At 61.2% G+C, this 23,251-nt stretch carries 12 protein-coding genes and 2 pseudogenes; 3 read left to right on the top strand and 11 right to left on the bottom strand.

Features of this window, described 5'->3' with window-relative positions:
- Positions 1-12 precede the first annotated feature (12 nt).
- Genes sctT through ACVWW1_RS39995 form a run of 3 tightly spaced genes read left to right on the top strand, consistent with a single transcriptional unit; the run spans position 13 to position 1,863 of the window.
- Positions 13-801, top strand: coding sequence for a type III secretion system export apparatus subunit SctT (gene sctT / locus ACVWW1_RS40005; RefSeq protein ID WP_456659680.1), 789 nt, complete (start codon positions 13-15; stop codon positions 799-801).
- 5 nt (positions 802-806) lie between these two features.
- Positions 807-1,694 (top strand): EscU/YscU/HrcU family type III secretion system export apparatus switch protein, encoded by an 888-nt coding sequence (locus ACVWW1_RS40000; RefSeq protein WP_456659679.1) that lies wholly within the window; start codon positions 807-809, stop codon positions 1,692-1,694.
- Entirely contained in the window at positions 1,579-1,863 is a 285-nt protein-coding gene (locus tag ACVWW1_RS39995) for an EscU/YscU/HrcU family type III secretion system export apparatus switch protein (RefSeq protein ID WP_456659678.1), read from the top strand. The genes ACVWW1_RS40000 and ACVWW1_RS39995 overlap by 116 nt, the downstream gene beginning before the upstream one ends.
- 569 nt (positions 1,864-2,432) lie before the next feature.
- Here the strand turns inward: ACVWW1_RS39995 and ACVWW1_RS39990 are convergent.
- The 11 genes and pseudogenes from ACVWW1_RS39990 to ACVWW1_RS39940 all read right to left on the bottom strand — a co-directional run bounded on the left by ACVWW1_RS39990 (position 2,433) and on the right by ACVWW1_RS39940 (position 23,205).
- Positions 2,433-3,257, bottom strand: a complete 825-nt coding sequence (locus tag ACVWW1_RS39990; protein ID WP_429034125.1) for a hypothetical protein — start codon at positions 3,255-3,257, stop codon at positions 2,433-2,435.
- A gap of 87 nt (positions 3,258-3,344) precedes the next feature.
- Positions 3,345-3,986, bottom strand: coding sequence for a hypothetical protein (locus tag ACVWW1_RS39985; protein ID WP_429034126.1), 642 nt, complete (start codon positions 3,984-3,986; stop codon positions 3,345-3,347).
- A 148-nt stretch (positions 3,987-4,134) separates the two neighbouring features.
- Positions 4,135-4,404 carry a hypothetical protein gene (locus tag ACVWW1_RS39980; RefSeq protein ID WP_429034127.1) on the bottom strand — a complete coding sequence of 90 codons (270 nt, stop codon included), beginning with the start codon at positions 4,402-4,404 and terminating at the stop codon, positions 4,135-4,137.
- Between the two features lie 527 nt (positions 4,405-4,931).
- A pseudogene (locus ACVWW1_RS39975) lies at positions 4,932-5,111 on the bottom strand (IS66 family transposase); the annotation flags it as partial.
- Positions 5,112-5,290: 179 nt separating this feature from the next.
- Positions 5,291-5,521, bottom strand: a complete 231-nt coding sequence (gene tnpB / locus ACVWW1_RS39970) for an IS66 family insertion sequence element accessory protein TnpB (RefSeq protein WP_456659677.1) — start codon at positions 5,519-5,521, stop codon at positions 5,291-5,293.
- A complete protein-coding gene (gene tnpA / locus ACVWW1_RS39965; RefSeq protein ID WP_456659676.1) occupies positions 5,502-5,975 on the bottom strand; it encodes an IS66-like element accessory protein TnpA in 474 nt (157 codons plus the stop codon). The genes tnpB and tnpA overlap by 20 nt, the downstream gene beginning before the upstream one ends.
- Positions 5,976-6,611: 636 nt before the next feature.
- Positions 6,612-7,841 (bottom strand): hypothetical protein, encoded by a 1,230-nt coding sequence (locus tag ACVWW1_RS39960; protein WP_456659675.1) that lies wholly within the window; start codon positions 7,839-7,841, stop codon positions 6,612-6,614.
- A 472-nt stretch (positions 7,842-8,313) separates the two neighbouring features.
- The gene (locus ACVWW1_RS39955; RefSeq protein WP_429034129.1) at positions 8,314-8,583 is read right to left on the bottom strand and encodes a hypothetical protein; all 270 of its coding nucleotides are present in this window, start codon (positions 8,581-8,583) and stop codon (positions 8,314-8,316) included.
- A 408-nt stretch (positions 8,584-8,991) separates the two neighbouring features.
- Positions 8,992-16,634: pseudogene (locus ACVWW1_RS39950) on the bottom strand (shikimate kinase); the annotation flags it as partial.
- Positions 16,635-18,318: 1,684 nt separating this feature from the next.
- Complete coding sequence (locus tag ACVWW1_RS39945; RefSeq protein ID WP_456659674.1) at positions 18,319-21,690, bottom strand: autotransporter outer membrane beta-barrel domain-containing protein; 3,372 nt, start codon at positions 21,688-21,690, stop codon at positions 18,319-18,321.
- Positions 21,691-22,989: 1,299 nt separating this feature from the next.
- Complete coding sequence (locus tag ACVWW1_RS39940) at positions 22,990-23,205, bottom strand: hypothetical protein (RefSeq protein ID WP_456659673.1); 216 nt, start codon at positions 23,203-23,205, stop codon at positions 22,990-22,992.
- Between the last annotated feature and the right edge of the window lie 46 nt (positions 23,206-23,251).

The raw sequence follows: 23,251 nt of genomic DNA, 5'->3' as shown, positions 1-23,251 counted from the left end.
GTAATCCATTCCATGTCACCACTTGATCCAGCTCACCTGCATACTTGCCTTGTTGTCCTTGCGCTTGCGATGGCACGTGTGACAGGGATGGTGCTGGTCATGCCCTTTCTGGGACGCGGTAAGGTGACGGCGCCGGCGCGCAACGGCGTGATCATGGCATTGGCGCTCCCGGTAATGGGGTTTGCTTGGGCAACGAGGCCTGCGGATCTCGACATCACACGTCTGGCGCCGATCCTGGGCCTGGGGCTCAAGGAACTCTTGCTCGGGTGCCTGCTGGGCATGCCAGTTGCCGCGACTATGTGGGGTGTGGAAACCGCGGGCACGTTCATTGACCACCAGAGGGGGGCCACGATGGCAAGCCTCTTGAGCCCGGCAAGCGTCAATCCGCCCTCGCCGCTTGGGACCTTCCTAGCTCAGCTTTACGCTACATGGCTGTTCGTCAGCGGCGGCTTTTCCAAACTATTGGAAGCGCTCTATCGCTCCCATGACATCTGGCCGCTGTGGAGCTTTCATCCTGCATTCGGTCCGATCTTCGTCACCAGTGTGTTAGATCTTGCAGACCTCGTGATGCTGCTGACGTTGCTTCTCGCCGGTCCAGCCATCGTTGCGATGTTTCTTAGCGAATTGGGCCTGGCACTGATCAGCCAGTTCGCGCCGCAACTGGAGGTCTTCTTTCTCGCTATGTCGGTCAAGAGTGCAGTCGGCCTTCTGCTGCTGCTTCTCTCGCTCACGATCATTTTGGCCAATGCCGATAAGCATATGCCGTCGTCTGTTCTGATCCTCAATCGCATCGCCAGGTGACTGCCGTGACCAGTAGAAAGACCGAAAAGCCGACCCCCACGAGGCTGCGGGACTTGCGCAAGAAGGGACAGGTTCCGCGCAGTAAGGAAGTCGTGTCGGCGGCGGTGACCCTTGGGTTCTTCGCGCTGTTCTTCGCCTCTTTGCCTGGCCTAGTCGACCGACTTAAGGCAACGATCCTGTTGCCCGTATCATTTCTTGAGGAGGACTTCCCAATTGTCAGCCGACAGCTACTCGAGTTTTATTTCGGTGAAATACAAAGTATGGTCGCACCTTTCCTCGGCGTCGTCCTGGTCATAGGCGTGGGCGCTAACCTGCAGAACGGGGCGATTTTCTCCCCCGAGGCTGTCACGCTGTCGCTGAAAAGGCTGAACCCCGGTGAGAACGTCAGAAGGATAGTCTCGCTGCAGAATCTCGTCGGTCTGGGTAAGGCGATCGCGAAGATGCTGATACTCGGCTTCGTCATAATGCTTGTGCTGCGCGAAGGTGTGCATGCGCTTGTGTGGACGCCGAGCTGTGGCATATCGTGCCTAAGTGCCGTGACGGGTAACCTGCTGCTCGGGATCGCAAGTTATGTGGGGGCGAGCTATCTTGTGGTGGCAATTGCTGACTTTGCGTTCCAGCGATGGCAGTTCACGAACAAGAATTTGATGTCGCTGGACGAAGTGAAACGAGAAGCCAAGGAAAATGAGGGCGACCCTCTGATCAAAGGCCGGCGCAGGCGCCTCCATTCGCAACTGTTAGCCAAGGACGCGATTGAGCAGTCGCGTAGAGCGGACCGTGTTGATCACCAATCCCACACATATTGCAGTGGCGATTTACTACGATCGCCAGCGCTCCCCCCTACCCATGATCGATGCCATAGGTACCGATCTCTTGGCGCAGCAAATGATTGATGCCGCGGCCGCTGCGGGGGTGCCGGTGATGCGAAACATTCCGCTGGCGCGCGCGCTCCTGAAGGACGGCCTGGTGGATGAGTATATTCCATCGCACCTGATTGTACCTCTCGCGACGGTTCTGCGGGCGCTTGGAAAACTGGCGGCTGAGACCGGTTATCGGTCCTGACTTCAGGTTAATGGTTGACCGCAGTCTTCAACAGCCCGAAACATGCCGCCGGTGCGACGGATCTGCGGTTCTCGAGCAGCCATAGGCACGAGATATTGCTTCATAACGAACATCTATTTGTTCTCGAGATAGTGCGCGTCTATCTTCATGTACGTGGGAGAAGACATGGGCGCTGCCCAACGCGACGGTTCCATCGGCCTCGACGTCTTGTCGCCAAGATGCACGTCGACGCGAGTGGTCTCTCTTGGAGACCCGTTCGTCCCCTCCTTATCAGCTTAAGCCGGAATAATCGATGCTCGTCGCGGTCGCTTGGACATTTATTGGCCATAGCAGTAGCTGTGACGGTGACGGTACCGAGATGCTTGGGGAAGCCTGGCGTTGCGGGCTATCGCGCGACGAAACGAGTTCAGTTTGCCTAGCTAGACTGTATTCGACGAGGTGGACGCTGCGCGCAGAGATGTTTGTCGACTGGGTAGTTCAGCGAGCGAACGGCGATCGTTGAGAATAACGGCCTGCGCCTTTGTCGACGGCAGCCCGGATGATGATGGCTGTGGAGCAATAGGAAGAACTCATCCATTTTGCCGCTTTGTAGGAGGTGAATCATGAGGGGTATTGACGAACGCGGCAAGGCGCCAATGGTGGGATATGACACCAACGAAGCTGATGGTGCGGACGATTCTCCCGCTGGGCCGGCGATCAACCTCGAAGGAAGCGGCCCGTCCCGTTCTGTCGTGGAGCAGACACGCTCTAACCCTCAAGGATCGAATGCTGGTGCACTGCCTATCGAAGGGCACGGCCTTCATCTGACGCCGGACGTACTCGGTGTAATTGCTGAACGGCTCAGCCCGATCGATCTGTTGATGACGTCGCAGACAAGTCGCCAACTGCGTGATGCCGCCCAGCTGTCTGCGGAGCTTCACGAAACGCTCCAGAGAGCTATCCGGGTTCAGTCCGTCTGGGACAGGGTGACGATAAATTCCAGTGCGATCCGAACGCTCGCGCCCAACTTCAATTGCCTGACCAGAGGGCAGCAGGAGCACCTCGTCGCGCTCGCCGAAGGGCTTGACGACCCCGAGAAAGGCGTCTCCGTCATAGAGCACCTCGGGGAAGGCATAGGAGAGCTTGCGCCAACGCTCCAAGAACGCCTCGTTGCCCTCGCCGAGGGGCTTGACGACCCCGAGCATCGCGTCTCGGCCGTGTTGGGCCTCGGAGCGCACGTGGCAAGGCTTTCGCCCGCGCTCCAAACGCGCCTCTTCATCCTTGCCGAGGGACTTGACAACCCCGCGCATCGCGTCTCCGCCGTGTTGGGCCTCGGAGCGCACGTGGCAAGGCTTTCGTCCGCGCTCCAAACGCGCCTCTTCAGCCTTGTCGAGGGACTTGACGACCCCGAGCATCGCGTCTCCGCCGTGTTGGGCCTGGGAGCGCACGTGGCAAGGCTTTCGCCCGCGCTCCAAACGCGCCTCTTCAGCCTTGCCGAGGGACTAGACAACCCCGAGCATCGCGTCTCCGTCATCGAGGCCCTCGGGGAACGCATTGGAGACTTTGCGCCTACATTGCAAGAGCGCCTCGTTGTCCTCGCCGAGGGGCTTAACGACCCCGAGCATCGCGTGTCGGCCGTGTGGGCCATCGGAGCGGGCGCGGCAAGGCTTTCGCCCGCCATCCAAGAGCGCCTCGTCGTCCTCGCCGAGCAGCTTAACGACCCCGAGCATCGCGCTCAGGCTATGGAGGGTATCGGAGCGCATGTGGAAGAGTTTGCGCCCGCGCTCCAGGAGCGACTCGTCGTCCTCACCGAGGGACTTGACGACCCCGAGCATCGCGCCCAAGCCTTGGAGAGCCTCGCGGGCGTCGGAGAGCTGGCGCCCGCGCTCCAGGAACGTCTCATCACTCTCGCCGAAGGACTTCACGACTCGGAGCATAGGGCCTCTGCCGTGGAGGGCCTCGGAGTGCGCGTAGGATGGGTTGCACCCCCGCTGCAAGAGCGCCTCGTTACCCTCGCCGAGCAGCTTGAGCCCGAGCATCGTGTCTCGGCCGTGCGAAGCCTCGGAGTGGGTGTGGAAGGGCTCGCGCCCGCGCTCCAGGGGCGACTCGTCGTCCTCACCGAGGGACTTGACGACCCCGAGCATCGCGTCTCGGCCCTATGGGCTCTTGGAATGCATGTGGGAGGGCTTCCGCCCGCTCTCCAGCTGCGCCTCGTTGCCCTCGCTGAGCGGCTTGGCTCAGCCCACGGATCGCGTCTCGGCGCTATGGGCCCTAACGGCAAGTGTAGGCCGGCTAGCCGTCCCGCTCCAGGAGCGCCTCGTCGGCCTTGCCGAGATGTTCAACAGCCCCGAGCGTCTCGTGGCCTTGCAAGGTCTCGGAGACCGCCTGGCGGAGTTTGCGCCCGAGCTCCAGAAGCGCCTCGTCGCCCTTACCGAGGCGCTGGACCACCCTGCGCAGCGTGTTTTGGCTTTGCAGAGCCTCGGGGGAAGCCTGGCACGGGTTGCGCCCGCAGTTCAGGAACGCCTTGTTGCCCTGGCGGAGGGATTTAACGATCCTGAGCATCGCGTCTCGGCCCTGCGACATCTCGGCACAGGCATGGGAGGACTCTCGCGCGACCTCCAGCGGCGCCTAGTTGCCCTTGCCGAAGGCCTTGCCCAGCCTAGCTATAAGGTTCAAGCCTTGACGGCACTGTGGCCGTAGGAGGCGAGACGATCCGATGCCTATTCCGCAAAGACCGGGATCGTCGTTTCGGGGACAGAACACAGCTCCGGAACCAATCAGGCTGTGCGCGGCCTATCTTCTTGCTAGACAACGTCTAACGTCTAACGGGGGGTTGATCGCATCCGAGATCTGGTCGCGGTTCAGCCGATCATGCACTGCCCTACTGGCCTTGAAGACCGGAAAGCGCTTTTACTCATTTTGAACGTACTCGCCTGTTTTGTATTCCTCCGTTGAGGCTTACGATTACCCACATTTTTGAGTCAGAGTGTCGCTCCCGTTGCGATATCGATGAATCGCGATAATCCGCGCCACATGATCAGATTCCCTGGTGGCGGATCGTAGGCGCGGGCGAGATAGCCGCCGACCTGCTCAGCTTCATTGAAGAGACGATCGACGTGCTTTTCGCTGCGTGCCGCAAAACGATGCAGGCGTGCCAGCGCCAGTTCTTCCTCGAGTTTGACGACGCGCTCGGCGAGTTGATGGTTCTCCGCGTGCAGCGCAGCAATGCGCGCCAAACAGCGCTTCGACACTCGGTTCGCCGGTTCGATTCATCGGAATCCTGAATCTGAACCGTACCGACGCGTCAACCGCTCAACTCGAGAGCTCAGCCGGCAACCTGATATTGCCGCACCGGATGGCGGACCATCGCATCGATATCGATGCCGTCGAGGATCCAGTGCAATTGCTCGGTCGTAAGCGTGACGACCGCCTCTTGGCGGCGCGGCCATCAGAACTTGTCCTCGGTCAGCCGCTTCAGGACCAGCACGAAGCCGGACCGATCGAAGAACAGCAGCTTTATCCGGTCGCAACGGCGATTGCAGAACGCAAAAACCACCGGCGCAAACGGATCGAGCGCCATCGTCTTCTGGACCAGAACCGCAAGGCTGTTGATGCCAGCCCGGAAGTCGATCGGCTCACGGTGCAGATAGACTTGCAGGTCACCGCCCAGTCTGAACATGGCTCAGTGCTCCGATGATCGCCGTCAATGCATCTACATCGCCGCATTCCAGCGCGAGCTTCACGCCATTCGGCAGGGACGCGCTCACTTTGGCCGGAGAGCAAAAAGCTGCAGTCCTTTTGGATTCCGAATCACGCACTTCATCGCAAGTCGCCGGCAAATCCACCGTCGCCACGCTGCTCTGCCGCGACAGGGCCCGATCGGCAGTCCTCTCAAGCTGAACCGGGACGAACGCTGGTGGTGAAGACGGCGGCAGCGACCTGGTCGCCGTCCACTTCTTGATCCACTTCCGAAGAAGGTTCGCATTGACCCCGTGTTCGAGCGCAAGCCTCGATACCGAAACCCCAGGTTCAAGGCAGGCCGCGACAAGACGGTCCTTCGACGTGGGATCGTATCGCTGGCGCCCATTCCGGCCAACAAGCCTGACCCGCAGTTTCTGATCATCGTCTGCCATCACAAGGTGTCCACCTAATTTGGTGGACACCTCATGCATCACAGCACTCAACCGCAAAAGGTGCGGGGAAATTCACGCTTACGATCGTAGTGTTCAACAGCCCGAAACATGCCGCCGGTGCGACGGATCTGCGGTTCTCGAGCAGCCATAGGCACGAGATATTGCTTCATAACGAACATCTATTTGTTCTCGAGATAGTGCGCGTCTATCTTCATGTACGTGGGAGAAGACATGGGCGCCGCCCAACGCGACGGTTCCATCGGCCTCGACGTCTTGTCGCCAAGATGCACGTCGACGCGAGTGGTCTCTCTTGGAGACCCGTTCGTCCCCTCCTTATCAGCTTAAGCCGGAATAACCGATGCTCGTCGCGGTCGCTTGGACATTTATTGGCCATAGCAGTAGCTGTGACGGTGACGGTACCGAGATGCTTGGGGAAGCCTGGCGTTGCGGGCTATCGCGCGACGAAACGAGTTCAGTTTGCCTAGCTAGACTGTATTCGACGAGGTGGACGCTGCGCGCAGAGATGTTTGTCGACTGGGTACTTCAGCGACCGAACGGCGATCGTTGAGAATAACGGCCTGCGCCTTTGTCGACGGCAGCCGCGGATGATGATGGCTGTGGAGCAATAGGAAGAACTCATCCATTTTGCCGCTTTGTAGGAGGTGAATCATGAGGGGTATTGACGAACGCGGCAAGGCGCCAATGGTGGGATATGACACCAACGAAGCTGATGGTGCGGACGATTCTCCCGCTGGGCCGGCGATCAACCTCGAAGGAAGCGGCCCGTCCCGTTCTGTCGTGGAGCAGACACGCTCTAACCCTCAAGGATCGAATGCTGGTGCACTGCCTATCGAAGGGCACGGCCTTCATCTGACGCCGGACGTACTCGGTGTAATTGCTGAACAGCTCAGCCCGATCGATCTGTTGATGACGTCGCAGACAAGTCGCCAACTGCGTGATGCCGCCCAGCTGTCTGCGGAGCTTCACGAAGCGCTCCAGAGAGCTATCCGGGTTCAGTCCGTCTGGGACAGGGTGACGATAAATTCCGGTGCGATCCGAACGCTCGCGCCCAACTTCAATTGCCTGACCAGAGGGCAGCAGGAGCACCTCGTCGCGCTCGCCGAAGGGCTTGACGACCCCGAGCAACGCGTCTGCGTCATAGAGGACCTCGGGGAACGCATAGGAGAGCTTGCGCCAACGCTCCAAGGACGCCTCGTTGCGCTCGCCGAGGGGCTTAACGCTCCCGAGCATCGCGTCTCGGCCGTGTTGGGCCTCGGAGCGCACGTGGCAAGGCTTTCGCCCGCGCTCCAAACGCGCCTCTTCATCCTTGCCGAGGGACTTGACGACCCCGAGCATCGCGTCTCCGTCATCGCGGCCCTCGGAGCGCGCGCAGGACAGCTTACGCACGCGCAGCAGGAGCGCCTTGTTATCCTCGCCGAAGGGCTTGACGACCCCGAGCATCGCGTCTCCGTCATCGAGGCCCTCGGGGAACGCATTGGAGATTTTGCGCCTACGTTGCAAGAGCGCCTCGTTGTCCTCGCCGAGGGGCTTAACGACCCCGAGCATCGCGTGTCGGCCGTGTGGGACATCGGAGCGGGCGCGGCAAGGCTTTCGCCCGCCATCCAAGAGCGCCTCTTCGTCCTCGCCGAGCAGCTTAACGACCCCGAGCATCGCGCTCAGGCTGTGGAGGGTATCGGTGCGCATGTGGGAGAGTTTGCGCCCGCGCTCCAGGAGCGACTCGTCGTCCTCACCGAGGGACTTGACGACCCCGAGCATCGCGCCAAAGCCTTGGAGAGCCTCGCGGGCGTCGGAGAGCTGGCGCCCGCCCTCCAGGAACGTCTCATCACTCTCGCCGAAGGACTTCACGACTCCGCGCATAGGGGCTGTGCCGTGGAGGGCCTCGGAGTGGGCGTGACAGACTTGGCGCCCGGACTCCAAAGGCGCCTCATCGCCCTCGCCGTAGGGCTAAACGAGTCCAGGCATCGTGCTCAAGCCTTGGAGAGCCTTGGAGTGTGCGTAGGATGGGTTGCACCCCCGCTGCAAGAGCGCCTCGTTACCCTCGCCGAGCAGCTTGAGCCCGAGCATCGTGTCTCGGCCCTGCATAAGCCTCGGAGTGGGTGTGGAAAGGCTCGCGCCCGCGCTCCAGGGGCGCCTGCTCACCCTCGCGGAGGGGCTTAACGAGCCCGAGCATCGCGTCTCGGCCCTATGGGCTCTTGGAATACATGTGGGAGGGGTTCAGCCCGCCCTCCAGCCGCGCCTCGTTGCCCTCGCTGAGCGGCTGGCTCAGCCCACGGATCGCGTCTCGGCACTATGGGCCCTAACGGCGCGTGTAGGCCGGCTAGCCGTCCCGCTCCAGGAGCGCCTCGTCGGCCTTGCCGAGATGTTCAACAGCCCCGAGCGTCTCGTGGCCTTGCAAGGTCTCGGAAGCCGCCTGGCGGAGTTTGCGCCCGAGCTCCAGAAGCGCCTCGTCGTCCTTACCGAGGCGCTGGACGACCCTGCGGATCGTGTTTCGGCTTTGCAGAGCCTCGGGGGAAGCCTGGCACGGGTTGCGCCCGCAGTTCAGGAACGCCTTGTTGCCCTGGCGGAGGGATTTAACGATCCTGAGCATCGCGTCTCGGCCCTGCGACATCTCGGCACAGGCATGGGAGGACTCTCGCGCGACCTCCAGCGGCGCCTAGTTGCCCTTGCCGAAGGCCTTGCCCAGCCTAGCTATAAGGCTCAAGCCTTGACGGCACTGTGGCCGTAGGAGGCGAGACGATCCGATGCGTATTCCGCAAAGACGGGATCGTCGTTTCGGGGACAGAACACAGCTCCGGAACCAATCAGGCTGTGCGCGGCCTATCTTCTTGCTAGACAACGTCTAACGTCTAACGGGGAGTTGATCGCATGCCGGCGTCTACCGTAGAACGCCATGAAGCGCGACACTATCACGAACCGCCGCTTGCAGCATCAACTGCAGGCTGCTTAAACAACCCAGATGAGCCAGAGACTCGCTTCGCGAAAAGCCTGATCAGTCTCAAATTATCTTACGACGTGCAAGCCCAGACCTCGCTCGACGTCCTGACGAAGCCCCGGCAGTGCCATATGCTCCATCTTGATCACCAGCAGGTCTCCGGTCCGGGGCACCCTCGCCACGCAGGTGGGCATGCAGCGCCGCCACGCATTCATCTACCTGATTTTTTTTATGCGACACCTTGCCCGAGGTGATCGTGAGATCGGCGGTTTGATAGACCGGCTCGCGGTCCCTGATCCATTGCGTGACGGTCGCTTCGGTGTCGGAGGTCTGCATCAGCCGGCGGCCGGAGCGGCCCTTGTTGCGCTGCATTATGACGTCGGCGTCGACCTTGAGCCAGATCGAGACTGCCTTGTCATGGATCAGGCTACGGGTCGGATCATGGATCAACGAATCGGAACCGGTTGCGAGCACAGACCCTTGCTTGAGCGCATGCGCGATTACCTTAGCCTCAAGGTCCTTAAAATACTGCTCGCCATAGGTCTGGCAGAGTTGCTTTATCGACGTGCCGGCTTCTGTCCTGATCGCGGCATCGGAATCGATGAAGTTCAGCCGCAGCCGTTTCGCAAGAAGCCGGCCGATAGTGGATTTTGCCGGCACCGGGCATGCCGACGAGCACGATCGGCCGATCGCCGAGGGCTGTCCTAATCTCTCCGATTTCGCGCCTTCCTGGCTCGGCAACTCGCGCCGTAAAGGCCGCACCGGCCTGCTTTCTACGAGCCGATTCGACTCCCCAATGGGGGATGTTCCTGGCACCAGGGGGAATCGCCACCTTCTTGCACACCTCTCGCGCACGCCGAGCCAGTTCTTCAGCCTCAGATTGCTCCAGAGCGTCTCCGCTCGCTTGCTGCTGAAGCTTCTGCAGCTCCTTGTAGGTATCGTGATTGGCAATCTTGGCCTGGTAGCTGTCTGGCGTATGGAACTCCACCTCGAAATGATAGTCGCCCTGGGTCGCGAGCACAGTTTTGATGCCGATAACGGTTGGATCGCGCATTTTGAACCAGTTGGTTGTGCTCACCTCGGTGTAGCCTTGCTCGTCGAAGGCCAGAATGGCCTTCTTGAAGGCGCGTGCAAAATCCTGGTCAGGGACTTTTCGAAGACGTGGCGAACAGCGCTGCTGATCAGCTGGGGGGCGTCGTCAGACGTGACGCTCATCCCGGTGAGTTGGGACGTCATGGAGGCTTCCGATCTCAAGCGGCGATCGAGATGGGGCATATGCACCTGGATACCCGCGTGCGTGAGCGTCTCGGCAACGCCGAATGCCGTTGCAGTGATGTCTGTCTCTTCGACTTCCGCGCGGGCAGCCTCCACTTGAGCACGCTCCGCGGCCTCCTCGCGGGTCAGCGTGACCGTCATGGCGGCATCCTCAGCCGTAAGCAGTCGGCCAGAGGGTTCGGGCAGAATGTGCTTCTCCGCAGCAAGCTTGATTGACGCCTCCATGACTGACGCCGTCAGCGTGGAATTATCCTTCAGATCCTCCAAGGTAGCATCGACGTCGAACCGGCCCTGGGTGAGCGTCGCCGCCAGGCTCTTGCTGAAGGGGACGGAGGTCAGGCCCGGCGTCCGGTGCAGCAGCCGTTGCAGCTCTCGGCTTTTCTTCAGGAAGAGGCGGACCCCGGTATCGGATTTATACCCGTCGGTCCCGACCTTCATGCCAAGACTCAGGAGATTGTTTGCGCTTTGGACGAGATCGTCCAGATCGTAACCATCCGGTCGGGGCTCGATGCGCGCAGGGTAGTGGTCCAGCAAGACTTGGATGCGGTCACGGGGCTGAGGCGCGACCGAATAGGCCTTTGCCAGTTCCGGGAAAAGCTCAGACAGCGCTGAACTCACCGTCAGCTTTGCCTCGCTCACGCGTCCGACTGTTTCAGGCGGGACCTGCTCATCCGCCGTCGCTGCCCATGCCTTAAGATCGGCGACAAGCAACTCGGCCGTTTCGCGGGCGACCGGATGGTCTGCGAGTTCGATCTCGCGCCTCGCCCGCTCGAGCTTGTCTTGGATATTCTGGCCGCTCACCCGTTCCTTGCTGAACAGGGCACGGATGTCGTGCCTGAGCTCGTGATGAGTGCCCTCATAGGTGCCAAAGATGGCACGCTCGGCGAACCAGCATCGTGCTTCATGGGACTGCGCCAGAAAGCTTCGCTGCAGGCAGCTATAGATCTCCAAAACATTCGTCGTCGCCGCGAGGATCTGGCTGGCACGACTGAACTGATAATTGCCATCCTCAATCGCCGGAGTATGCGACTTGGGCGGCTTGAGTGAGCGAACACCGCGAGCTTGCTCCTTCTGATCGAACTGGCGAACATGCTCATAAAGCTGCGGCCGGTCGCCAATGATAACGACGGGATCCCCGTCGAAGTCACCGTCGAGCTTTTTCTGCTCGTTAGTCGGGACGGCAACCAACGACCCCGGAGCGAACACCTCGGTCGCCTGCAGGATGCCGACGCAGTCGACCGGCGTGTCTACCTTGGCGCGGTCCTTGCGCTCGATCCAGCTCGAATGGCACTTGACGTCCTCGGCCGACATCACCAGCCCACGATCGGCGTAGTTGGCCGGCCACATCTCATCCGGCACCACGATCAGAATGCCTTTGGCAAAGAAGCTTGGATCGTCGTCCGCCAGCACCTCCCGCGACTTCTGGGCGACACTGAAACTGTATTGCATGGCCACGCATCTATCGAGGAATGCCGCAGTCTGATCTCCATCAGCTGCCGACCTGACTCGTTCGGCAGCGAGTGGGCGCAGATTGGGCTTGTCGTAGGGCGCGCGCCCGATCAGTACGCCTCCCGTTTCGCTCAATGTTTCGCTTTTGAGCTTTGGCACATGGAGGTCATCGTCACTGGACGGGACGGCAATAGCAGCGGGACCATCGATGTGACCTGCCGTCACTGTGCGAAACAGCTCTGCGGATGTCAGCTCTTGTTTTTGCTGTTGCTTGCTTTCAAGCCAGCGCCTAGCCTTCTCGCGCGCCTCATCGGCCACCTGCTCACTGCGCGGATAATGTTGGAGCGCCGAGGCCGGCACGGACGATCTCCGTCCCTCAGCAAAGGCAAGCATCCGATCGGGACCTTCCCGGTCCCCGGCCCGCCGAACAGCTGGCATCAACTCGGCCAGCGAGGCCTTGATGAAGCCACAGCCGTCGTGGGGTTGCAGGGAGATCGGGCCTTCGGGTCCCGTCAGTTTGAAGGGATGCGCCTCGTTGGTAGGGCGGTCCGGCGTCAGCAGCAGCCTGAAGGCGCCCTCTAGCGCGTAGTCGTGAGAATCGAGACCTTGGATCGCGGGCGGCGCCGCAAAGGCCCTGCGCTGGGTATACCAATAGGCTTCTTTAAACGGCGCCCAACCGCGCGATAGTTTCTCGAACGCCGTTCCCCGAGCGGTTTCGGCATAGGGAATGGCAAGCAACTTGCCTCCGGAAGGCGCTGCTGGCTGCGCGCCGGGTGGCCGCGCGGCGATCTGCGACACAGTCAGCCTTGGTGGTCTCAACTTGCTGCCGCCGAACAGGTCCATGCGGTATGGCACACCATCGACGGTGAGCGTCCGCGCCAGCATGAAGGTGCTCAGCTTTCCCGGCAGTTGCACCGCGACCACCGGTAATGCCCCGGAGGTCAGGCGATGGAAAATCGAATAGCGTGTCTCAGGCTTCGTCCCCACTCGCCGCGCCTGCCGGTCCACCACCGGCAGCTGCATCAGTCCCGCATTACCCTGCGGCGGTCTGGGCTCAGGCTCCGTCGCCACTGGCCGCCCCTGCAGGTCCACCACCCGCAGCTGCATCAGTCCCGCATTACCCTGCGGCGGTCTGGGCTCATGATCCATCGCCCGCAGCACCTTATGCATGTCGAAGACGGATGCCGGATGTTGCGCCTGGATCCTCGCCGCGTCCTGCGCCATAAACGAGTCCAGCGCGTCGACCGGATTGTCCGACTCGATCTGCGCAATCAGGTTCCAGCTCATGTTGGAAAGATCGCTTTCGATGAGGTCGCGCGTGCTGTACAGGATCTCCTTGGTCTTGCGCTGCAGCTCGTCCCGCCGTGCGAGCAAATCGGGCTTGCTGCCCTCGACATACGGCCGTTTGAACAACGTCTCCACGACCGCACGGGCTTTCAGCACTTGATAGATCGACAACGCCGGGGAGCGGCTCGCGAACGGCCCACGAATCCGCTCGGCCTCGCTTGCGCTAAGATACGCCTCGATCTTGTGCTCCACGATCGGTTGGATGCCGTTCAGCAGGTTCAGAGCCTGCCTGCGGTGCGAGCGCAGGTGCGGGCTGCGCGCCAGCGGCAGCAGGGCGGCGCAAAGATTGCCCATGGTTTCGAGGTTATTCTCCGCGGCAAAATCAGGGGCACGATGCAATTCCGTAAGGCGTTCTAGCCCTGTTGGTGCGAGCGAACCGAGGTCCTCAAACAGCCCGACCTTCGCCAGCGCCTTGAAAATGATGGCGATGCTCAGAACACTGGCCTGCTCCAGCCGAGCATCGGCATAGTGCAGGTAATGAGCCAGCTGATGTAAGCTATTCTTCAGGAGTGCTGTCTCCGCAACGTCTCCACCGTCCTCGCCGCTTTTGACACTGCGTCCCAGAGCATTGGCGATCGTGGCGAACTCAACCGTCGAGAACGAACCAAAGCGTCGGCCCGGTCCGCCGAGGCCGCGCGCGATGTCCATTACTGCCTGGTGGCATGCCGCGTCTTCTGGCCATCTGCTGAAACCGTTCACCAGGGTCGCCAATTCCTGGGGCTTAAAATTGGGGAGCTGGGAAGGCACCTCACCGGCGATCGCGACGGCAGCCTCGCGACAGCCCGCCACGTCCGGCCATTTGCTGAAACTATTGATCAGGTTCGCCAGCGCCTGCGGCTTAAAACGGGAGAGCCGGGAAGGCACCTCACCGGCGATGGCGACGGCAGCCTCGCAACAGCCCTCCACGTCCGGCCATTTGCCGAAACCGTTCACCAGGTTCGCCAGCGCCTGCGGGTCAAAACCGGAGAGCCGGGAAGGCACCTCACCGGCGATGGCGACGGCAGCCTCGCAACAGCCCGCCGCGTCCGGCCATTTGCTGAAACCGTTGACCAGGCTCGCCAGCGCCAGCGGGTCAAAACCCGGAGAGCCGGGAAGGCACCTGACCGGCGATCGCGACGGCAGCCTCGCGACAGCCCGCCGCGTCCGGCCATTTGCTGAAACCGTTGACCAGGCTCGCCAGTTGCTGCGGGTCAAAACCGGAGAGCCGGGAAGGCACCTGACCGGCGATCGCGACGGCCGCCTCGCAACAGCGCTCCGCGTCCGGCCATTTGCTGAAACCGTTGACCAGGTTCGCCAGCGCCTGCGGGTCAAAACCGGAGAGCCGGGAAGGCACCTCACCGGCGATCGCGACGGCAGCCTCGCGACAGCGCTCCGCGTCCGGCCATTTGCTGAAACCGTTGACCAGGTTCGCCAGTTGCTGCGGGTTAAAACCGGAGAGCCGGGAAGGCACCTCACCGGCGATCGCGACGGCAGCCTCGCGACAGGCCGCCACGTCCGGCCATTTGCTGAAACCGTTGACCAGGTTCGCCCGCGCCTGCGGGTCAAAACCGGAGAGCCGGGAAGGCACCTCACCGGCGATGGCGACGGCAGCCTCGCAACAGCGCTCCGCGTCCGGCCATTTGCTGAAACCGTTGACCAGGTTCGCCAGCGCCTGCGGGTCAAAACCGGAGAGCCGGGAAGGCACCTCACCGGCGATGGCGACGGCAGCCTCGCGACAGCCCTCCACGTCCGGCCATTTGCTGAAACCGTTCACCAGGCTCGCCAGCTCCAGGGGCTTAAAATTGGCGAGCCGGGAAGGCACCTCACCGCCGATCGCGACGGCAGCCTCGCAACAGCGCTCCGCGTCCGGCCATTTGCTGAAACCGTTGACCAGGCTCGCCAACGCCTGCGGGTCAAAACCGGAGAGCCGGGAAGGCACCTCACCGGCGATGGCGACGGCAGCCTCGCAACAGCCCGCCGCGTCCGGCCATTTGCTGAAACCGTTCACCAGGTTCGCCAGCGCCTGCGGGTCAAAACCGGAGAGCCGGGAAGGCACCTCACCGGCGATGGCGACGGCAGCCTCGCAACAGCCCGCCGCGTCCGGCCATTTGCTGAAACCGTTGACCAGGTTCGCCAGTTGCTGCGGGTCAAAACCGGAGAGCCGGGAAGGCACCTGACCGCCGATCGCGACGGCAGCCTCGCAACAGCCCTCCACGTCCGGCCATTTGCCGAAACCGTTCACCAGGTTCGCCAGCGCCTGCGGGTCAAAACCGGAGAGCCGGGAAGGCACCTCACCGGCGATGGCAACGGCAGCCTCGCAACAGCCCGCCGCGTCCGGCCATTTGCTGAAACCGTTGACCAGGCTCGCCAACGCCTGCGGGTCAAAACCGGAGAGCCGGGAAGGCACCTCACCGGCGATGGCGACGGCAGCCTCGCAACAGCCCGCCGCGTCCGGCCATTTGCTGAAACCGTTCACCAGGTTCGCCAGCGCCTGCGGGTCAAAACCGGAGAGCCGGGAAGGCACCTCACCGGCGATGGCGACGGCAGCCTCGCAACAGCCCGCCGCGTCCGGCCATTTGCTGAAACCGTTGACCAGGCTCGGCCAGCGCCTGCGGGTCAAAACCGGAGAGCCGGGAAGGCACCTGACCGGCGATCGCGACGGCAGCCTCGCAACAGCCCGCCGCGTCCGGCCATTTGCTGAAACCGTTGACCAGGCTCGCCAGCTCCTGCGGGTCAAAACCGGAGAGCCGGGAAGGCACCTCACCGGCGATGGCGACGGCAGCCTCGCGACAGCCCTCCACGTCCGGCCATTTGCTGAAACCGTTGATCAGGTTCGCCAATTCCAGGGGCTTAAAACCGGAGAGCCGGGAAGGCACCTCACCGGCGATGGCGACGGCAGCCTCGCGACAGCGCTCCGCGTCCGGCCATTTGCTGAAACCGTTGACCAGGTTCGCCAGCGCCTGCGGGTCAAAACCGGAGAGCCGGGAAGGCACCTCACCGGCGATGGCGACGGCAGCCTCGCGACAGCCCTCCACGTCCGGCCATTTGCTGAAACCGTTCACCAGGTTCGCCAGCTCCAGGGGCTTAAAATTGGCGAGCCGGGAAGGCACCTCACCGCCGATCGCGACGGCAGCCTCGCAACAGCGCTCCGCGTCCGGCCATTTGCTGAAACCGTTGATCAGGCTCGCCAGCTCCAGGGGCTTAAAATCGGAGAGCCGGGAAGGCACCTCACCGGCGATGGCGACGGCAGCCTCGCAACAGCGCTCCGCGTCCGGCCATTTGCTGAAACCGTTCACCAGATTCGCCAGCTCCTGCGGGTCAAAACCGGAGAGCCGGGAAGGCACCTCACCGGCGATGGCGGTGGCAGCCTCGCAACAGCGCTCCGCGTCCGGCCATTTGCTGAAACCGTTGACCAGGTTCGCCAGTTGCTGCGGGTCAAAACGGAAGAGCTGGGAAGGCACCCGACCGGCGATGGCGACGGCAGCCTCGCAACAGCGCTCCGCGTCCGGCCATTTGCTGAAACCGTTGACCAGGTTCGCCAGCGCCTGCGGGTTAAAACCGGAGAGCCGGGAAGGCACCTCACCGGCGATCGCGACAGCAGCCTCGCGACAGCCCAACGCGTCCGGCCATTTGCTGAAACCGTTCACCAGGTTCGCCAGCGCCTGCGGAGCAAAATCAAACAGCCGGGCGGTGCGCACGGCGCGACAACAGACCTCACCGGCGATCGCGACCGTAGCCTCGCGGCAGCCCGTCGCCTCCGGCCACTTGCTAAAGCCGTTCACCAGGTTCGCCAACCCCTGCGGGATATCAGAGAGCCTGTCGCGGCAGCGAGCAACCTCACCGGCGATCGCGACCGTAGCCTCGCGGCAGCCCGTCGCGTCCGGCCACTTGCTCGCGTCCGGCCACTTGCTGAAGCCATTCACCAGTAAGGATAGCCCTTGGTTAGTCTGCCTCCGAAGTCCGTGGCTTTCAGCGCAACAAAATTTCGCGATTCTGATCGCCCCCCTGCGGCATGCCGGCACCCGGGAGTGTCGACCGAATGATGCGGCGAAGAGCGCAAGGGCTCGGTCCTCGACTTCGTACATAATCAAGTCGTCGAGCCTCGATACTCCAGCTGCCAAGGCCTTGGCAGCTTCCATGCCTTCCGGACCGCCAGCCTCTCCGCTCACCTCGTTGCATATCCTGGCGTAGCTCCATGATTCACCAGAGCGGATATTTTGCTCCAAGCGCGCGACAAATCTGTATCGGAAATCAGCGGCGGCTTTTTGCAGGAACGTTGCCTTGTCGGGCATTCGCAACTGCCTGGCATATCTCGCGACGACCTCTGAGAATCCATGGACGTCGTGAGCGTGATCAATATCCCTTAGCGCCGTATTCAGTGCGTTCGAACGCCTATAAGGGCGCTCTAAGCTTGTACCATGGACGCTCTGCGCGACGACATCGTCGACACGCCGCTTTCGTGATCCAGCCGCTCGGTCGGGCACGGATTGCCCATGCGGGCGGCTCGCCTCTGTTCGCGAGCTTCCGGTTGCTCGATCGCTCCGCCAGTGCTCGCTGCCAGAACGCGACGAACGTTCGGTCGAACCTGGTGCGTGACGATAAGATCTATACGGGATCTCGGAGCTTCCACCATGCTCGCGCTGCGAAGCCATACCGTCGAAAGGGACGCGAGCAGAATAAGTCTCGAAATCTTGAGGCTCAGAGTCCATCCGCACAGGGCCAGAACTGCTCGTTTGACCGTTCTCACTAGAAACGCCATCTGTGTAAGACTTGGCCGCGGCTTCACCGCTGTCGTCTGTAGATTGCCAAATGCGATTCCCGAGTCCGCTGATGCCAGTCATAACGCGCCTCCAATACAAGCACGAATGCGCTGGTCGTGATCTTGATGCACAATAGCGACCTTGAGCGCGCCACTACAGCCATCCGTCGCATTCGAATCTTCTGTGCTCCTTTCCTACGACCAGGACAAATAGATGTTCATTATGAAGCGATATTCCACAGCTATTGAACCCTCGTTTCGTGCAGCAATGGAACGGGCACAAGGAAGCAGATGAGGTTCGGATTATTTGTAGCCTCTATTCCATCCACGACCGCGGAGGCGGCTATCGCCGGACCTTCTCGGCGCATGAACCCCTATGTCGGTAACTTGCCCCAATGCCTGGCGTATTCCCGGACCATCTCCGCCGGTCGTACGAATGCAGCACGCGCATGATGATCGCATGGCTGCATGAGCGATCTTGCTGTGCATAACCTCAGGTTTTTGTGGATGAGACCTGGATTGAAACCAACATGACTACATTGCGTGTAGCGCGCTGGGCCAAAATCGATTGACCGTGCGCATCAGAACTTCACGTTGAAGATGGCATTGACTCCGTTCTGGGTGACGCCTGAGCCGAACTGGCCCTGGTAGGCGATGCCAATGGTGCTGTTGCTGGAAAGCTGGAAGTCCAGACCGGATTCGACGAGTGCCACGTTCTTGCCAATGGATACGCCGGAAGCCACAAAAGCGCTGGAACCGGCGGCAAAGCTGGCTGTCGACAGCGGAATGCGGTCACCAACGGCATAACGCCGGCGAATATCGGCTCGCGCAATCGCGGCTATTTGGCCAAGTTGAAAACGGGTGGTCGCATAGACGCCGAGGGTGGAGAGCGTCGTTTCCATGGTGTCGGCGTGAATATCAAGCGCCGCTCCGTTCAGTCCCCTCTCGCTAAAACCATCCGTCGCGACGCGAACATGGGCGAGATTGACATAGGGCTCGATCACCGACCAGTTGCCGACATGGACCTTGTAGCCCAGTTCTCCAAAAATCTGGAAAGTGCCTGCATCGTAGTCCGAGATCAAGTTGTCGTTGAACCCCGGGAACCTAACGTTGCGGCTCATCTCAAGATCGTGCCATGTATAGGCAATGCCTGAGCGGAAGGCGATGGCTCCTTCTGGCACGGTCCACTCGGTGCCGGCATAGGTCCCGAGAGTGAAATTGTCGCTCCTGCCTGACGACGAAGAAGCGTTAACCTTGAATGTGGAACGGCTATAGCCTGCAAGAACACCAAAGCGCCAGTCGTCAAACACCGGCGCGTCGATACCGGTCATGAAGCCGCCAATGGTGGATCTGGTGCTTGCGGCATTGCCATCTCCTGATTGGGTCGTCCGTCCGCCAAAAGCAGAAGCCCACGCTGCATAACGCTGCAAGTCATAGGATGGCAGGTCAGAGGAAGCCGGGGCGGCCGCACCGATGGCAGAGGCAGAATTGCCGCCTGGCCTCCGCTCAGCACCATAACCCATCACCGCCACCGGCGAGAATGGCGCGCCGCCAAACGCCTGTTCGAGACGGCTATAGACTGCCGAACGCGCATAGAAGCTGTCATTGACACGCCGGCCCTTCTCCGACGCATAGACGGATGGCGAAAGCCGACGCAGCCCAGATGTCACCGCCGTGCCGTCCGACGCGGAGAAGTCGAGTGCCGCGACGAGCGGGTGCAACGCAACCGCCGCGTTGCCAGCTACTCGATCGAGCGCCGCGCCCACCTGGCGGCTGTTGGCATCGGCCCCATAACGCGAATAGGCATCGGTTGGGCGGGAGAGTGTCAACGCGTAGGTGTTGTCGCCCTCGGCTGTCGCACTCGCCATCAAGGTTGGCGACCGCAGCGACGTCGTCACGTTCGTGAACGAGCCTGTGAGATTTGTTGCGTTCAGCCACCGATTGGAGGAGACGCTAAAGCCGCTGCCGTACCAGCCGCGCTGCGGCATGATCGTGAGCGTGCCGTCGAGCGTCGCATTGCCGTTCACGGCGAGGCGGCTGATCGCACCAGCATCGTTCACGGCGACCTGCAAGCGACCGGTCGAGGTTTGCAGATAGTCGCCATTCACCGTTATGCTACTGTGAAGGCCATCGATGAGCGGCGCGACAGCACCGCTATTGGTGAAGCGGCCATCGCTATTGATCAGGTAACTGCCGTTACCGGACAAGGCTGCGCCTTGCGCGACGGTTGCGTCGTACACTTCGTGATTGCCGGTAAACAACACGACGCCACCAGACAACTGCAGCGACAGGTTGTTGCGTCCAATGATGTTACCCACATAGCGGGTTGCAAAGCCTGCGTCGGGCTGTCCCGTTGAGTGACCATTCGCGTCAGGCGTCATACCGAACGTTAATTTGGTCAGGCGCGGAGAACCGTTTCCGTCAACCTGGGCGTAATCAGACAGGATGTCCCCAGACAGCATTGCGCCGCGCATCACATTGATCTCGCCCACATAACCATTCTTCGACATGTACATCGCTGCGTGACGACCAGCCAGGCGCCCGGTCAGATCGAACGTGCTGACGAGCGGACCGTCGATCTCGTTCAGCATCGGCACCGAGTTATGGCCAATCGTGTGAATATACGAACCACGATATTCACGGTCATTGCCCTGCCTATTGTTGCCAAAGTCGAAACTTGCTGCGATGCCGTGCTCGCCGATGGCCTGCACGTCGCCACGCTGAGTAAGCGTGTGACCCTTGCCATAGGCGAACATGACGCCGCGCGCATAGGCGCCGTCGGCATGGACGCGGGTTCCGGTCGGGATTATTATCCGATTGTTTTCGCCATCGACCCGGATGCCAGCGCCCCCTGCTCCTTGTGAAAGCAGGTCGGCGCGCTGGACCACAGTGTTGCCGCTGCCATAGACGTGCAGCCCCAGTCCGAGCGTGGCCGTGTTGTATGTATTTGGAAGATAGGCGGTGCGGTCAGCATTACGAGCGAAGAAGGGATTGTCGTTTACCAGATTCTGACCGTTGCCGTAGATGGAGTAACCGAAGAAATTGCGCCGATCGATGCTGTAGCCGATATCCTGCAACGCGGCGATCTCCGCCTCCATCAGGGAGGTGTAATTCCGGTATCCCTGGTGGCTCATCATGCTGTTTTTAAGCTCGGTATGCGAGGCGAAGGGTGCATCCTGCCGACTCGCTCGCACCGGAATACCTGGCATGGCACCGGCCAGCACTTCACCCACATGCTTCCCAGCGAAATAACCCTGATCGCGGCGCAAGTCGAAAACGTCGTCAGCTCGCGGGTTCGCGCAGCCGGAACAATAGATCGCCTGTCCCGGCTTGGCTTGTTTGCCATTGTCATCGTGCAAATGGTCCGTCCAGGCATTTATCGCTTCAGGGAAATACGGCGATGCTTCATAGCCGGAAATGGTACTTTGGATTCCCAGGTCATGGGCGAGCTCATGAATCGCAACGGATGTAAGACTTCTCTCTGGCGTCATCGGCAATTGCGAAGGGATGTATGCTTTGGATGAAAAACCCATCTGGCCGATCGCAATCACGCCATGCGCGCCGTAGTCCAGCTCCCCCGGATCCTGACCCGTGAGTGCCGCCTGCACCTTGGTGCCGCGACCGGGTGACATACCGGAGACGGAAAATGCGTTGTTAATGCGAACCCCGCCGATGTTGACGATGGCCGACGATTGACCCGGCATGACCTTGATGATTTCGGCCCAATGCCGAATCGCCGCCAGTGCATGATCTATTTCCCATTGCGGTAAATTCCGCAACGGCTCGCCATCTCCGCCACAACAAAAGGGACCATCTCCGGTACCGAATATTCGCGCCCGCATGAAGGGCACGCCGTTCGAATCGCTGACATCGTAAGTTTCAACGGCCCTGCTGGGCGAACCGAGCAACGCGTGAACCGCAAGCACGATAGTCGTAACAGTCTTCGTTTTCATACTGCAGCTTCTATTCCGGGCTTTGATTGCGGGCGGGCTTTGCCGTCCAACTTCGAGGGCGTGTGCACGCAGACGTGCGAGCGGAGCGCGGCCGTCCATTGGTTGCACATTGGCCGCGCGCCTTCGCGGCATAGCCAGACGGCTGTCGGCGGCTAGTAACTCTTCGCCCCGATATGATCTCGGACTGCACGTGCCGCGTCAGCCTTCAATTGACAGCCACCATATTCCGTACGAGCCGACTTCGATTCAGGCCTGCGCAGCAACAGACTCGCGCGCACCTTAGAACTCGGGACATTGAAACCCCTCCTTGCGATCACGAAGCTTCTAAGACGATGACCGCCTGCATGATTTAGACTGTACAACCTGACGCTGCGTAGGGTTCAAGCCCTTTCTGGCGGCCTCGTGGCGAGGCTGGTTGGGTTGCATCCACGTTTCAGGAATTGATCGCTTCGTGTCTTGACAATCTGCAGCTACGCGTCAAATGCGCCAGGCGCCGCCCATCACCCACGTACAAAGTATTTACAGTCGGCGTGTCCTTGGGGCCTTATTCGAGCGCGATCGACCGGGATGCTTTGCGCATCGAGATCGTAATGGCTCATAAGCACATTGTTGCAAGCGATACGGCCGCTCGTCCCGGCGGCAGATTCCGCAAACCCTGCAGCCTCGTGAGGTTCTGCGCTCCAAAATGGATCCCGTCAGGTGGCGAGCACTGATTCACTCCGCACAGATTGAGGCTGAGATGGCGGGATTTTCTCTCAGCCACGGAGAACGGGCTTTGCCAAGCCCTTGCTGCCGAACAAGTCACGCGGTCACGCGAGTGGACGACCGGCGGGCCCTCACTGGCGTTTTGTATGTGCTTCCGACACGAAACCGTGGCGAGAACTCCCCGGAGCGCTACGGTCTTTATACGACCGTCGATAACCGGTTCAACCGCCAGCCAAGACGGCGTTTGGCTGCGGATTTTTCAGACTCGGGCAACCCACTCTCCATATCCAATGCGCGTCCATGGCGGTGCCCGCAACGAGTCGGCAGCCTCCTTGGAACCGCCCTCGCTGACGGATTCAAGGCCGGGCTGAACACTGCCGGGACTCATGGAGAGTTGGACGTGCAGCGGAGCCTCTCAAATTGGAGCGGCAAGTCCTTCCGCACGCGGCTTGCGACAAGTTGTAATCAGCTTTCGCCTTGTCGGAATGGCGATGCCGTTGCTCACAGCCCCGATGCCACGCAATTCAACTCGCGGCGCGGGTGTAATGCTGTCGGCAGCCCGCGCCGCTTACCAGGCCAGCCGCCCCTTCCTCATCAAGGGTCCAGAGCGAATGCCGCCCGGTCCTCGGTCCTACGACGACGCTCGATAAGCGTCCTGGCCGCGCGTTCCGCGGCGCGGGCGGACCCGAAATGGGCGCCGTCAATGCGGGCCAAATCGCGTTCGGATGAGAAGAAGCGAAAGCCGCGCTCCTCGCGAACAACGATACCTGCGGTTCGATCCGATACTTCGATGACATAGGCCTGCGACATGTGCGCTCAATCGCCGGGCTGCGGCGCTCCTGTCTGATTGTCGATG

Source organism: Bradyrhizobium sp. JR3.5, assembly GCF_054057015.1.
Note: the sequence above shows the minus strand (reverse complement) of the source record. Positions and strands in the feature narration are given on the sequence as shown.

Bases quoted from the DNA above. Each gene is read 5' to 3' on its own strand.
- sctT (WP_456659680.1), top strand. From the start codon at position 13: ATGTCACCACTTGATCCAGCTCACCTGCATACTTGCCTTGTTGTCCTT.
- ACVWW1_RS39945 (WP_456659674.1), bottom strand. From the start codon at position 21,690: ATGAAAACGAAGACTGTTACGACTATCGTGCTTGCGGTTCACGCGTTG.
- ACVWW1_RS39940 (WP_456659673.1), bottom strand. From the start codon at position 23,205: ATGTCGCAGGCCTATGTCATCGAAGTATCGGATCGAACCGCAGGTATC.
- ACVWW1_RS39990 (WP_429034125.1), bottom strand. From the start codon at position 3,257: ATGCTCGGGGTCGTCAAGTCCCTCGACAAGGCTGAAGAGGCGCGTTTG.
- ACVWW1_RS39955 (WP_429034129.1), bottom strand. From the start codon at position 8,583: ATGCTCAGGATCGTTAAATCCCTCCGCCAGGGCAACAAGGCGTTCCTG.
- tnpB (WP_456659677.1), bottom strand. From the start codon at position 5,521: ATGTTCAGACTGGGCGGTGACCTGCAAGTCTATCTGCACCGTGAGCCG.
- tnpA (WP_456659676.1), bottom strand. From the start codon at position 5,975: ATGGCAGACGATGATCAGAAACTGCGGGTCAGGCTTGTTGGCCGGAAT.
- ACVWW1_RS39980 (WP_429034127.1), bottom strand. From the start codon at position 4,404: ATGCTCAGGATCGTTAAATCCCTCCGCCAGGGCAACAAGGCGTTCCTG.
- ACVWW1_RS39985 (WP_429034126.1), bottom strand. From the start codon at position 3,986: ATGCTCGGGGTCGTCAAGTCCCTCGGTGAGGACGACGAGTCGCCCCTG.